The 11,548-nt window shown below is 73.4% G+C and carries 11 protein-coding genes; all 11 read right to left on the reverse strand.

The genetic code is table 11. From position 1 onward, the window contains the following. Window positions 1-95 precede the first annotated feature (95 nt). Window positions 96-1,319, reverse strand: a complete 1,224-nt coding sequence (gene icmH, locus Q0112_RS03955; protein ID WP_297971699.1) for a type IVB secretion system protein IcmH/DotU — start codon at window positions 1,317-1,319, stop codon at window positions 96-98. Window positions 1,320-1,441: 122 nt separating this feature from the next. Further along, window positions 1,442-2,776 carry a type VI secretion system baseplate subunit TssK gene (gene tssK, locus Q0112_RS03960; RefSeq protein ID WP_297971701.1) on the reverse strand — a complete coding sequence of 445 codons (1,335 nt, stop codon included), beginning with the start codon at window positions 2,774-2,776 and terminating at the stop codon, window positions 1,442-1,444. Window positions 2,777-2,792: 16 nt separating this feature from the next. Then, the gene (gene tssJ, locus Q0112_RS03965; RefSeq protein WP_297971704.1) at window positions 2,793-3,260 is read right to left on the reverse strand and encodes a type VI secretion system lipoprotein TssJ; all 468 of its coding nucleotides are present in this window, start codon (window positions 3,258-3,260) and stop codon (window positions 2,793-2,795) included. Between the two features lie 3 nt (window positions 3,261-3,263). Continuing rightward, window positions 3,264-4,550: a type VI secretion system-associated FHA domain protein TagH gene (gene tagH, locus Q0112_RS03970; RefSeq protein ID WP_297971707.1), complete on the reverse strand. Its 1,287-nt coding sequence runs from the start codon at window positions 4,548-4,550 to the stop codon at window positions 3,264-3,266. Continuing rightward, the gene (tssG, locus tag Q0112_RS03975) at window positions 4,547-5,518 is read right to left on the reverse strand and encodes a type VI secretion system baseplate subunit TssG (protein ID WP_297971709.1); all 972 of its coding nucleotides are present in this window, start codon (window positions 5,516-5,518) and stop codon (window positions 4,547-4,549) included. The genes tagH and tssG overlap by 4 nt, the downstream gene beginning before the upstream one ends. 29 nt (window positions 5,519-5,547) lie before the next feature. Then, window positions 5,548-7,422 (reverse strand): type VI secretion system baseplate subunit TssF, encoded by a 1,875-nt coding sequence (gene tssF / locus Q0112_RS03980; protein ID WP_297971712.1) that lies wholly within the window; start codon window positions 7,420-7,422, stop codon window positions 5,548-5,550. Between the two features lies 1 nt (window position 7,423). Next, window positions 7,424-8,140: a type VI secretion system baseplate subunit TssE gene (locus Q0112_RS03985; protein WP_297971714.1), complete on the reverse strand. Its 717-nt coding sequence runs from the start codon at window positions 8,138-8,140 to the stop codon at window positions 7,424-7,426. A gap of 21 nt (window positions 8,141-8,161) precedes the next feature. Then, window positions 8,162-8,611 carry a type VI secretion system tube protein TssD gene (locus tag Q0112_RS03990; protein WP_297971717.1) on the reverse strand — a complete coding sequence of 150 codons (450 nt, stop codon included), beginning with the start codon at window positions 8,609-8,611 and terminating at the stop codon, window positions 8,162-8,164. A gap of 60 nt (window positions 8,612-8,671) precedes the next feature. Beyond that, complete coding sequence (tssC, locus tag Q0112_RS03995) at window positions 8,672-10,177, reverse strand: type VI secretion system contractile sheath large subunit (protein ID WP_297971720.1); 1,506 nt, start codon at window positions 10,175-10,177, stop codon at window positions 8,672-8,674. A gap of 1 nt (window position 10,178) precedes the next feature. Next, the gene (gene tssB, locus Q0112_RS04000) at window positions 10,179-10,709 is read right to left on the reverse strand and encodes a type VI secretion system contractile sheath small subunit (RefSeq protein ID WP_297971723.1); all 531 of its coding nucleotides are present in this window, start codon (window positions 10,707-10,709) and stop codon (window positions 10,179-10,181) included. Beyond that, on the reverse strand, window positions 10,706-11,548 hold an 843-nt coding region (locus Q0112_RS04005; protein ID WP_297971725.1), incomplete at its 5' end, for a hypothetical protein. The genes Q0112_RS04005 and tssB, both read right to left, overlap by 4 nt.

The raw sequence follows: 11,548 nt of genomic DNA on the forward strand, positions 1-11,548 counted from the left end.
AGAGCCAGACGATCGTGCCGAGCAGCGCGATCCCGATCAGGCTCCAGAGCCAGCGGGAGGTGAGGACCGCCCAGAGGAAGCGCAGCACCACCATCTCAGAGCCTCTTCTCGACCAGGATTTCGACCCGGCGATTGAGCGCGCGGCCCTCCCTGGTCCTGTTCGACGCGACCGGCTCGGCGGCGGCGCGGCCCTCGGAGCGCACCCGGTCGGGCGGCGCGCCGTTCGCGACGAGGATGCGGGCTATGGTGGCGGCGCGCGCCTCGCTCAGGCCCTGGTTGTCGTGGAAGGGGTTGGCGCCGCCGACCGGGATGCTGTCGGTGTGGCCGACCACGGTGACGTTGCCGATCAGGTCGGCGTTCTCGGCGATCGCCTGGCCGAGCGCGGCGATCAGCGGCTCGAAGCCTTCGGTGAGTTCGGCCTGCGAGGAGCGGAAGACCTCGGGGTTGGTCCACTGGACGACGAGGGTGGCGAGCGAGACGGTCTCGCTGCCCTTGAGCGCCGGGCGCAGGCCCTCGGGGGCCGCCGCCTCCAGGGCGGGGACGAGGGCGAAGTCGGCGGCCTCGGCCGGGGGCGCGGGCGGCCGGGTGGTATCGCGCGGCGGGCGGTAGATCTCGGCGCGCTCGGCCGGCGGCAGCGCGCGGGCGAGGACGCCGAGCTGCTCGGACTGGCCGGAGAGCTGCAGCGAGAGGGCGAAGTAGACGCCGGCCGCGGCGACGACGGCGGCGGCGAAGAGCACCCAGAGCGGCACGGTGAACTGCCGGGGCTCGTCAGCGGCGGCAACCCCCTGCCAGTTGGGCGAGAGCGGTGCGGTTGCCGCCTCGGGGTCGCGCAGCAGCCGCGCCGTCGAGGTCCGCACCGCGGCGAGCGAGCGCGCGCCGGCGCGGCCCGGCACCCGGTAGCGGCCGCGGAAGCCGAGCGAGAGGCAGAAGTAGAAGAGCTCGAGCATGTCCGGGTCGCGGTTCGGATGCGCCTCGAGCTCCTCCAGCCGGTCGAAGAAGCGGGCGCCGGCGTCGACATCGCCGTAGAGGGTCGAGACGAGCGGCTGCCGCGGCCAGGCGCTGGTGCCGCCCCAGGGGGTGTTGAGCGCGAGGTCGTCGAGCAGCGCCGCCACCGCCCAGGCGCAGGAATCGGCCTTGGCGAGCGACACGCCGCGGGCGACGGCGGCGTCGCGGGCGGCGATGAGGCCGTCGAGGAGCCGGGTGCGCAGCGTCTCGGGATCGCCCGGCGCCGTGGCCGACTCGAGCTCCGGGGCGAAGGCGAGGAGCGCGCCGAAGGCGGCGATCAGCGGGTTCGGATGCTCGCGCGGCTGCAGCGCCACCGGCGGCCGCCGCGCGGGCCGCGGGCCCCGCCGGCCGCCGGCAGCGGGCGGATGCGGGTCCGGCCGCTGTCCTCGTCGAGCCCGAAGGGATCCTCGCGCGACGCCATATCACCTGCCCCGCATCATCGGTGCACCGCGAAACAGTCGAGCTGCGGCTCGCTCGGCAGCACGCCGGAGACCCCGATGACGAAGCCCGGCGCGTCGCGCAGGCTGGTCCAATGCTCGCTCTTGCGGTCGAGCTCGAGGCACAGCCGGTCGCCGTCGTAGGGGATCTCGCGCGGCTGCGAGTGCAGCGGCTTGAGCGCGATGCCGGGCAGGCGCGACTTCCAGAGCGCGTCGAACTCGCCGGCCGAGCCGACCGTGACCTGGTTGACGAAAATCTTGCGCAGCGCGTCGTCGGACAGCTCCGATCCCACGCGCACGACGATCCGGCTGCCCTCGAGCACCTCGGGCGAGTCGATCCGCACCTTCCAGATGTTGGTCGCATGCTTCATCACCGGCAGCGCCCGCGACTTCGGCTCGACGAAGCGCAGCGACAGGATCAGCGAGCGCAGCGTGTCGGTCAGCGCCGCGAAGGCCGGCCCCGGCGCCAGATGGTCGTAGGCGGGCAGCTCGCTCAGCCGGCGTGAGCCCGAGCCGTAGGTCGCCATCCGCCCGGCGAGGCCGGCGAGCTCGAGGTAGAGATCGGCCGGATGAAAGGCGTCCTGCGCCAGCATGTGGGCGAGGCGCGGCCGCGCGGCGTTGGCGAGCTCGAGCACCAGCAGGTTCTCGACGCTCCGCCCCGCGCCGCCCAGCACCATCCGGCCGTGCGCCTCGGCGATCCGGTCGAGGCCGGTGACGACCTCCTGCAGCAGCTGGCCGTAGAAGGGCAAGGCGGCGGTGGCGAGCGCCGGCGGCAGGAACGCCTCGTCGAAGGCGACGCCCCCGTCGGCGCGGAGCCCGGTCAGCCCGGCGACCGGCAGCGTCGTGTAGCCGCCCGCATCGCCCCCCGGCGCGATCAGCGCCGCGACCGGGCGCGCGATCTCGATCTCCTCCGACTCCCCGCCCCCCGCCACCGCGTCGCGGACGCGCCTGATCCGCCCGCGGAAGCGCGCGCCCGAGGGCGCGGCATGGGCCGGGTCGAAGCTCGCCCCGCCCGGCATCTCGAGCGGCAGCGCCAGCAGCACCGCGCCGGCGGGCGTATCGCGGCCGATCGCCACCGGCGCGGGCGGGTCCATGGTCTCGGGGATGGCGAAGGGCGTCCCGTCGCGGAAGAGGCCGCGCGCCTCGGTCACGGCGATCTGCCCGGCGTCGGCGAGCGCCTGGTCGAGCGCCAGCGAGCGGAAGCCCCAGCTCTGCAGCCAGCCGGCCTGGAGCGCGCCGCGCACCAGCGTCTCGGTGTGGCGGTCCTGCTCCTGCAAGTGCTGCGGCCGGAGGAAGAGCCCCTCCGACCAGAGCACCCTGTCACCGTGGCTCATCCCCTCTGCTCCCGCGTCATGCCGTCGTCACCGAGAGGCCCGACGGCCCCAGCGCCACGTTGAGCGTCACGTTGCTGCCGGGCTGCACCGGCACGGCCGTCCGCCAGGTCTTGCCCGCTGGGTCGATGAGCGCGGCCATGAGCCCGAGCGTCGTCGCCTCGGGCTCCATGGTCACCGTCTTCGAGGCGGCGCCCCCCGGCGCGACGGCGATCTGGTCCATGCCGACGAGATCGGCGCCGAGCACCCCCGCGGCATCCTCCTGCAGCGCGAAATAGTCGGCCGAGTTGAAGGCGCCGGCGTCCTTCAGCCGCAGGATCGAGACGGTCACCGGGCGATCCGCGCCGCCCCTCGCGTTCATTCCCGCTCCGCCGGTCGCGGCCACGGTCACCGTGGCGGGCTTCGGCCCCCCGCCGCAGGCGGCGAGCAGCCCCGCCGCGGCAGCGGTGGCGAGAAACGCGCGCCGGTTCAGCTTGGGGTCCTGCATGGCTCACTCCTTCTCGGTTTCGTAGGCGTCGCGGAAATCGGCCCCGACCTCGCCCAGGAAGCGGGTCTCCGCGCTCCGGGCAATCTCGCGGAAACGCTTCTCGTAGAGCTCCCAGAGCTTGGCGCGCCGGCCGCCGGCCAGCAGCGTCTCGAGCAGGCCGAGCGCCTCGAGCTCCTTCTCCAGCGCCGCGGGATCGAAGCGGTCGACCATGCGCCGGAGCGCCGCCTGCAGGCCGCGCCAGGTGTTGACCTGATGCTGGGCGAGATCGCGCACCGCGCCTTGGATCGAGGTCTCGGCGTCGGTGAAGCCGCCGCTCGGCGGCGCGAGCAGCACCGCGAGCGCGTCCTCGACGGTCGGCATGAACTTCAGCGGATTGACCCGCGCGCTGACGACGGTCTGCGCGATGCGCGCGTTGCCCTTCTCCTCGGCCCGCATGCGGAGAAGGCGCATCAGCCCCTCGGCCATCATCCGGTACTCCCGCCCGAAGGCCTCCATCCGCGCCAGCGGATCGGCCGGCGCGTCCGCCGCGTCGATCCCGAGCCCGCGCAGGAAGGCCGCGACCGCATCGGCATCGGCGGGGCGGGGTGCCACGCGCGGCGGCTGCTGCCGCGCCGGCGTCGCCGCGGGGGCCGGCTCGCCCCAGGCGAAGCTCTCGGCAGGTGCGGCAGGTGCCGGAGGTGCGGGCGGCGGCGGCGGCGCGGGCGCCGGGGTTCCCCAGTCGAAGGTTCCGGGCGGCGGCCGCTCGCGCAGGCGTCCGGTGTCGGCAGGATCGAGCGTGAAGGGATCGTCGAAGAGCGGCGGCGCCCGGCGCTCGGGCGCCGCTTCCGCGGCGAACCCCGGGGCCCGCTCGAAGGGATCGGGCAGGTCGGGCGGGCGCTCGGGCCGGACCGGCTCGGCGACCGGCGCGGCGAAGAAGGCGTCGGCGTCGAACTCCGGCCGGGCCGCGGCCCCCGGCGCGTCGCGCGCGCCGCGGCCGGCCTCGAGCTCCACCTCGATCACATAGTCGCCGAGCCGGAGCCGCATCCCGTCGCCGAGCGCGGCCGACCGGCCGGCGCCGAGCGGCGCCCGCGCGTCGTCGACGAAGAGCCCGCCGCTCGACGTGTCGGTGACCGAGAAGGCCCCGCCGCGGCCCGAGATCGTGCAATGCGCCCGGGAGACATACTGGTCGGGGTCGTCGATGCGCCAGTCCGCCTCGGCGCTGCGTCCGATCACCAGCTCGCCCTCGTCGAGCCGCATCTGCCGCACGGCCTGCGGCCTCGGCGATCGCACCAGCGTCATCAGGAGGCTCATGCAGCCGCCCTCGCGCCTTCGGGGGCGAGCCCGACGATCGCCCGGAGCCGCAGGTCGCGGGCGTCGGCCGCGCGCGCGGGCGCCACCCACGCCGTCCGCCCGATGCGCGCCGCGCCGATGCGCGCGGCCGGCACGTCGCGGGCGCGCAGGATCGGGCGGAAATCGACGTCGAGCGTCTCGCCGATGCCGTGCAGCACCGCCCGGCGCAGCGCCTCGAGCCGCGCCCCGCCGGGCAGGAAATCGAGGTAGTCGGCCAGCGGCAGCGGGCCGATGCGGATCTCGATGCGGCCCTGCCGCGAGAAGATGCGCGGCCCGAGCGTCGCGCCGCGGCCGAGCCCGGCGTGCGCGGCGCCGAGCCGCGTCTGCAGCCGCCGCGGCAGCTCCGACCAGGCCCCGACGAACTCCTCGACCTCGACCGGCGCGCCGACCGCGGCGCCGACGAGCTGGGCAAGCCGCTCGGGGCCGAGCACCTGGTGGCCGAGCGCTGCCGCCTGGTCGAGCTTCTCGGCCTGGAGCGCGGGCCCGCTCGCGCAGGCGATGGCGGCGAGGATCGTGCGCAGCCGCCCGCCCTCGGCGCGCTCCTCCTGCACCGCCGGATTCTGGTCGGCCCAGCTGCGGTAGAAGAGGGCGAACATCCGGTGCTGCAGCACATTGGCGAAGTCGAGGAAGGTGCGGTCGCTGGTGGCGCCCTCGACGCCCGAGGTGAACCAGCGCTGCGCCAGCCGGTCGAGCATCCAGCGGGTGAGATGGAGCGGCATCGGCCCCTCCGGGCCGAAGAGCCCGAAGAGGGTCGCCGAGACGCGGGCCGGCGTCCGCTCGCCGCCCGGGGCAAGCTGCGCGACGTCCCGCACCGCGAAGCCGAGGCGCAGCTCCTGGCCGAGCCGCGCCGGCTCGCGGTCCGGCAGGCCGCCGCGGCCGAAGAGCTTCCCCGCGCGCTCCAGCCGCCGCAGGAGCTCGAAGAAATCCATGGCCTCGGCGCTGGGGACGGAGCCCCCGCTCACACCAGGCTGCGGTTGCCGAGGGTGATCGGCCATGGCACCTCCTCTTGGCCATGCAGGAGCTTGGTGCGGGTCTGCACGAAGGCGTTGACGGCGGCGTAGCGCGCGAAGAGCCGGGCGAGCAGCGCCGGGAGAAGCAGCACGCTGTGACCGGCGAGGACGGCCTCGTCGATCTCGAGCGTGACCCCGGTGCCGCGGCCGAAGCAGAGCGGGCCGGGGATCGGCAGCCGTTCGACGACCGGGCGCGCCTCGACCCCGACCAGCGCCTGGGCGTGGCGGGCGAGCGCCGGATCGCCGCGGTCGGCGTAGAGATCGAGCGTCGTGCGCAGCGGCTCGAGCGCGCCCCCCTCGACCGCGAGCCCGAGGTAGTTGAGCGAGAGCTGTGCCACCAGGCGCCAGGCCAGCTCGTCGGCGCGGCTCTCGCCCGGCCGGCCGGCCGGCACCGCCGCCAGCGCCGGCCGCGGCCGGCGCAGCGCGCCGAGGAGCGTCACCGCCTGCACCGGGTCACCGCTCTCCAGCGTCAGCGACGGCTGGTCGTCGAGCAGCGGCAGGTCGCGGTTGGTGCAGAGCGCCCGCGCCTCGAGCCGCCGCAGCTCGCCCGGCAGCGCGGTGCCCGGCGGGCTCGAGAGCGTCAGGAAGAGGTCGTCGCCGGCATAGGAGGTGCGCATGCGCCCCTCGCGCCGCTCGTCCTCGCCGGGCCGGCGCGGCCGGCGCTCGGCCCACCAGACCGGCCGGCCCCGCTCGGGCGCGAAGCCGAAGAGCGGCGGGATGCGCGCCTCCGGCCCCTCGCGGTCCGCGTCCTCGACCTCGGTCACCCGGTAGATCTCGAAGTCGCGCGGCCGGGTGCGGTCGGCGTGCAGGATCTGCCGCGGCCGCCGCGGGTCGATCTCGACCACGTTGCAGTCGCGCTCGAAGAGATTGACGACCGGCGTGGCGAAGAGGCGCAGGTCGGCCGGATGCACGTCGGCGAGCTCCGGCACCGGCCGGCGCAGCAGGAAGACCACCTCGATCCCGCCGGCCGACCGGGCCACGACGGGGCGGAGCCCGTCGAGCCGCGCGTAATGGAACCGCTCCGGCATCATGAAATACTCGCGCAGCAGCCGGTAGCCCTCGAACCCGGCCCGCGTGCGCGGCATCAGCGCCTCGCGGTCGTCGATCCCGACCAGCGACGGCCCACGCACCGGCACCAGCGCCTCGCGCGCCGCCGCCGGCCGCGCCCCCACCGCCGACACCGCGCCGAAGAGCGCGTCGAAGAGCGCCGGCGCCTTGGCCCGCCCGGCGAAATGCAGGTCGAGCCGGTCGAGCTCCAGCTCGGCGAGCGGCCCGGGCGCCGCGCCGGTCCGCGCCAGCGTCAGCCTGAGCGCCGCCTGGCCCGCCTCTCCCGCCAGGCTGCCGATCCCGGCCGCGGCCAGCGCGCTCCGGTCCTGGTGATAGGAGACCGCCCGGATCTCGACCGGCCAGAGCGTCACGTCCTGCGCCGTGGTAAAGACGGCGCGGGTCGAGAGCCCCGGCCGCAGGCCGGCGACGAGCCGCGTCCCGCGCGCCACCACGTGCCCGGCCAGCATCGTCTGCACCTGCTGCCCCGGCTGCAGCACCGCCATCCCCACCGCCGGGGTCGGCGCGATCAGGTCGGGATAGAGCGCGTCGAGCACCGCTCGGGCGAAGCGCGCCCCCTCGCCATCGAGCTTCAGCCGCGTGCGCGCGGCGAGAAAGGCCACCCCCTCGAGCAGCCGCTCGACGTAGGGGTCGGGGCAGGGCGTCGTGTCGAGCGCGAGGTTGCGCGCCACCGCCGGATGCATCTCGGCGAACTCGCCCGCCAGCGCCCGGACGTGCGCCAGCTCGTCCTCGTAGTATTCGAGAAAGGCCCGGTCCACCTCAGGCCTCCCGGAGGCGGGTCTCGGCCCGCCCGGTCTCGAGGTCGACCAGGGTGCGCAGCCGCAGCCGCTCGGGCGCCGGCGACATCATCAGCAGCCCCTCGATCTCGATCGCCACCCCGGTCTTCTCGCTGAGGCTGACTGCGACCCGCGTCGCCTTCTCCTTCAGCCGCGGCTCGAAGACGGCGAGCAGCGCCCGGATCTCCCGCGCCAGCGCATCGCGGTCGAAGTCGCGCGCCGATCGCCCTGCGAAGGGCGGCACCCCGAAGTTCACCACGCTCCGCCTGACCTCGGGATAGTCGGCGAGCGAGGGCGGATGATCCGCCCCCGCCTCCGCCTCGCGCGGGGTGACGAGCGGCACGCTCTCGAAACGCTCGCTGTTGAACAGCACCTCGATGTCGCGCCGCACCGCCTCGCGCAGCACGTCCGGCGAGACGACGATGCCGCGCGCCTCGAGCTCCGCCCGCCGCCGCTCGCAGGCGAGGAGCCGCGTCAGCCGCTCCTTCTGTGCCGGCGTCAGCAGCGGGTCCGCCTCGACGGCCCGGACGCTACCGGCGAGCAGCGCCTCGAGCGGCTCCTCGCCGAGCTCCTGCGCCAGCGCCGCCCACAGCCCCGCGATCTCCGAGGCGACCCCCGGCAGGTCGTTGACCAGACGGTCCCAGAGCGACGGCTGGACGGCCTCGCGCGTCGCCCGGAGGACGGCGATCGGCTCCCGCATCGGACGATCCCCCCGCGCGCGTCAGACGCCGACGCGCACGCTCATCTCGATCTCGTGGTCCTTGTCGTAGACAAACTTGATCGCGTGGTAGGCGAAGCCAACCTCTTCCTCGATCAGGTCCGGCTCGTCGCTCGCCTGGTGCATCTCGTACTTCATCACCGACGCATTGGTCAGCGTGACGACGAGATAGTCCGAGGTCTCGCCCTCGATGGTGCGCCGCGCCGAGAAGACCACCTCGTCCATCAGCGTATTGTCGAACAGCGCCTTCTTCAGATAGGGCGAGGACATGTCATAGTACTTGGTGAAGACGATCATATCGAGCGCCACCCGGCCCCGCCGCGACAGGCTGTTCGGATCGTGCGGGGCCTCCATGCGGAAATCGATGCCGTGAATCTCGATCTCCTCTTCGTGACCGTCGCGCTCGCTCGGTCCGGGAATGTCAGGCACTTTGAGAAAGCCGTCGATCTTCATCGTTGATCTCCCAAAAGAACTCACGTCACAAATGCATTCTCAGACTTGGTCCCCGGCCCCCTACTGCTTCACCGACGGCAGTTCGGAAACGAGCCTCAAGGAGGCGTTGATCCCCTCGAGCTGGTAGTGCGGGCGCAGGTAGAAGCGCGCCGCGTAATATCCCGGCCGGCCCTCGACGCTGTCGACCTGCACCTCGGCGGCGGCGAGCGGCCGCTTCGCGCGCGCCTTGTCGTCGGCAAAGGCGGGATTGGCCAGCACGTAGCGGTTGATCCACTCGGTCAGCCAGACCTGCATGTCGGCGCGCTCCTTGAAGGAGCCGATCTTGTCCCGCGCGATCGCCTTCAGGTAATGCGCGAAGCGCGACACCGGGAAGAGATAGGGCAGGTTCGCGCTCAGCCGCTCGTTGGACTGGGCGTCCGGATCGACCAGCCGCCCGGCCCGTGCCTCGTCGTCCTGCAGCGAATGGGCGCCGATGAAGGCGGCGATATCGGTGTTCTTGCGGTGCAGGATCGGCATCAGCCCGAGCTTGGCGAGCTCCGCCTCGCGCCGGTCGTCGATCGCGACCTCGGTCGGGCACTTCATCGCCACCGACCCGTCGTCGGTCGGGAAGGTGTGCACCGGCAGGTTCAGCACCGCGCCGCCGTTCTCGACCCCGCGGATCTGCGTCCCCCAGCCGAAGAGCTTGTGGCTGCGGTTGATGTTCACCCCCATCGGGAAGGCGGCGTTCATCCAGACGTACTTCTCGTGATCGCCCGCCACCTCCTCCTCGAAGGCGAAGCCCTTCACCGGCACCGTCTCGGCGCCATAGGGCAGCCGTGCCAGCACCCGCGGCATGGCGAGCCCGATGTAGCGCGCATCCTCGCTCTCGCGCAGCGACTGCCAGGAGGCATAGGCCGGGTTCGAGACGATCTGCTGCAGGTCCTGCGGGTTCGGCAGCTCCTGCCAGCTGTCCATGCGGAAGAGCCGCGGCGAGGCCGCCGCGATGAAGGGCGTGTGCGCCGAGGCGCAGATCCCCGAGATGTTGCGCAAGAGGCCCACGTCCTTCGGATGGTTCGAGAACTCGTAGGCCCCGATGAGGCAGCCGAAGGGCTCGCCGCCGAACATCGAATATTCGTCGGTATAGACCTTGCGGAAGACCGGGCTCTGGTCCCACATCTGCCCCTCGAAGTCCTCGAGCGTATCGGCGAGCTCGGTCTTCGAGATGTTCATCACCCGGATCTTCAGCTTCTGGTCCGTCTCGGTGTTGTTCACGAGATACCAGAGGCCGCGCCAGGTGCCTTCCATCTCGCGCACCTCGGGCGCGTGCAGCACCTCGTTCATCTGCTCGGTCAGCATCCGGTCGATGCCGGCGATCAGCGCCTTCACCGACTTGATCGCGTTCGACGAGATCGCCGTCGTCTCGGAGCGCGCCTGCGCGGCCAGCGCCAGGTTCCTCACCAGCGCCTGCAGCCGCTCGCTGTCGTCCTTCTTGACCCGGAAGTCCTTCTCCAGGTGCTCCATATAGTCGCCGAGGTCGATGGCCTCGGCCTCGGCCACGCTCGCGGCGACCTTCTCCTGCTCGGCCATCTCAGCTCTCCTTCTCGGCTTCGATCGCCGTCTGCGCGACCTGGGCGAGGAGCGGCTCGTTGTTGAGGAGCTGGGCGATGCGCTTCTCGGCGTCGACCCGGCCGTCCATGAAGCCGAGCAGCTCGACCAGCTGCCGGCGCATCTTCATCAGCTCGGCGAGCTGCGGCACCTGCTCGGCGATCCGGTCGGGGGCGAAATCGCCCATCGAGCGGAAGCTGAGGTCGAGCGCCAGCTCCTCCTCCTGCTCGGCGCCCTCCAGCTGCGGCAGGGTGTTCTTCACCCGCGCCTTTACCCGCGGGGAGAGCGCCTCCATGAACTTGGGAAAGCGGCCGGCGTCCACGTCGACAAAGCTGCGGTCGCCCACCGGCTTCGCCGCCTCGGGCGTCTCGGACGCGCCGGCGAGGCCGCCCATCACGCCCATGACGAACGGCAGCTCGATGGTGGTCGGGCTGCCGTAGTGCTCGACGTCGTAGGCGATCTGCACCCGCGGGGCGCGGTTGCGTTCGATTACCTTCGCCTTGCTTTCGCTCATGTCTTGTCACCTTGCGTGCGGGTCGGGGCCTTGCGGTCGTCACTCAGTCCGGCAAGCGACCGGAACTCCTTCAGCCCCGAGGGGGCGAGGTCCTCCATGAGCTCGAGGAAGTCCATGGGCACCATCCGGCGCATCCGGCGGGCGAGGTAGGGAACCGGGCTCGCCGGCTCGGTCCGGTCGTAGAACTCGATGATCCGGTCGAGGCAGGCCATGACCTCGGCCCGGTTGGAGAGACGGTCCGGCACGGCGGCGCCTCCTGAGGTTGCGGCGGCCGGTGCGGCCGTGGCGTGCAGCGGCGGCTCGGGGCGAAGGCCCGGCGCCGGCGGACCGGGCGCCGCCGCGGCCGCGTCCGCCGCGTCCGCCGCGCGCAGCGCCGAGACGCGCGCGAGTGTCGCGACCATCCGGCCGAGGAAGGTGCCGAGCTGCGGCAGCACGCGTTCGCCCGTCCCGTCGAGCCGGGCGGCGACCGCCGCCTCGACCGCCTGCGCCGCGGCCTCGGCCGCCCGCGCCTCGGCGAGCAGCGCCGCCAGCTCCTCGGGCGCCTTCTCCGCCTGCGTCCGCGACGCCTGGTTGACGCGGTCGAGCAGCTTGTCGTGCGCCGCCGCCATCGCCGCCCGGTCGGCATCGGTCGCCAGCGCCGGGGCGTCGTTCACCACCGCCTGCACGCTCAGCGTGGCGCGCTCGAGATCGCCGCCGGTGACCGGATCGACCCCGCGCACGACGATGAACCGCCGCTCGGAGAGATCGCCGAGCAGACCGCCACGGTCGTTGAGCTGGCGCAGCGCGTTGGTCCGCCGCAGCGCCGCCTCGCGCAAGGCGGCGCCCGGCCGCAGCTCGGG

The organism is uncultured Amaricoccus sp. (genome assembly GCF_937858865.1).
Lineage (GTDB): Bacteria > Pseudomonadota > Alphaproteobacteria > Rhodobacterales > Rhodobacteraceae > Amaricoccus.

Bases quoted from the DNA above. Each gene is read 5' to 3' on its own strand.
- tssK (WP_297971701.1), bottom strand. From the start codon at position 2,776: ATGAGCCACGGTGACAGGGTGCTCTGGTCGGAGGGGCTCTTCCTCCGG.
- tssJ (WP_297971704.1), bottom strand. From the start codon at position 3,260: ATGCAGGACCCCAAGCTGAACCGGCGCGCGTTTCTCGCCACCGCTGCC.
- tagH (WP_297971707.1), bottom strand. From the start codon at position 4,550: ATGAGCCTCCTGATGACGCTGGTGCGATCGCCGAGGCCGCAGGCCGTG.
- tssG (WP_297971709.1), bottom strand. From the start codon at position 5,518: ATGGATTTCTTCGAGCTCCTGCGGCGGCTGGAGCGCGCGGGGAAGCTC.
- Q0112_RS03985 (WP_297971714.1), bottom strand. From the start codon at position 8,140: ATGCGGGAGCCGATCGCCGTCCTCCGGGCGACGCGCGAGGCCGTCCAG.
- Q0112_RS03990 (WP_297971717.1), bottom strand. From the start codon at position 8,611: ATGAAGATCGACGGCTTTCTCAAAGTGCCTGACATTCCCGGACCGAGC.
- tssC (WP_297971720.1), bottom strand. From the start codon at position 10,177: ATGGCCGAGCAGGAGAAGGTCGCCGCGAGCGTGGCCGAGGCCGAGGCC.
- tssB (WP_297971723.1), bottom strand. From the start codon at position 10,709: ATGAGCGAAAGCAAGGCGAAGGTAATCGAACGCAACCGCGCCCCGCGG.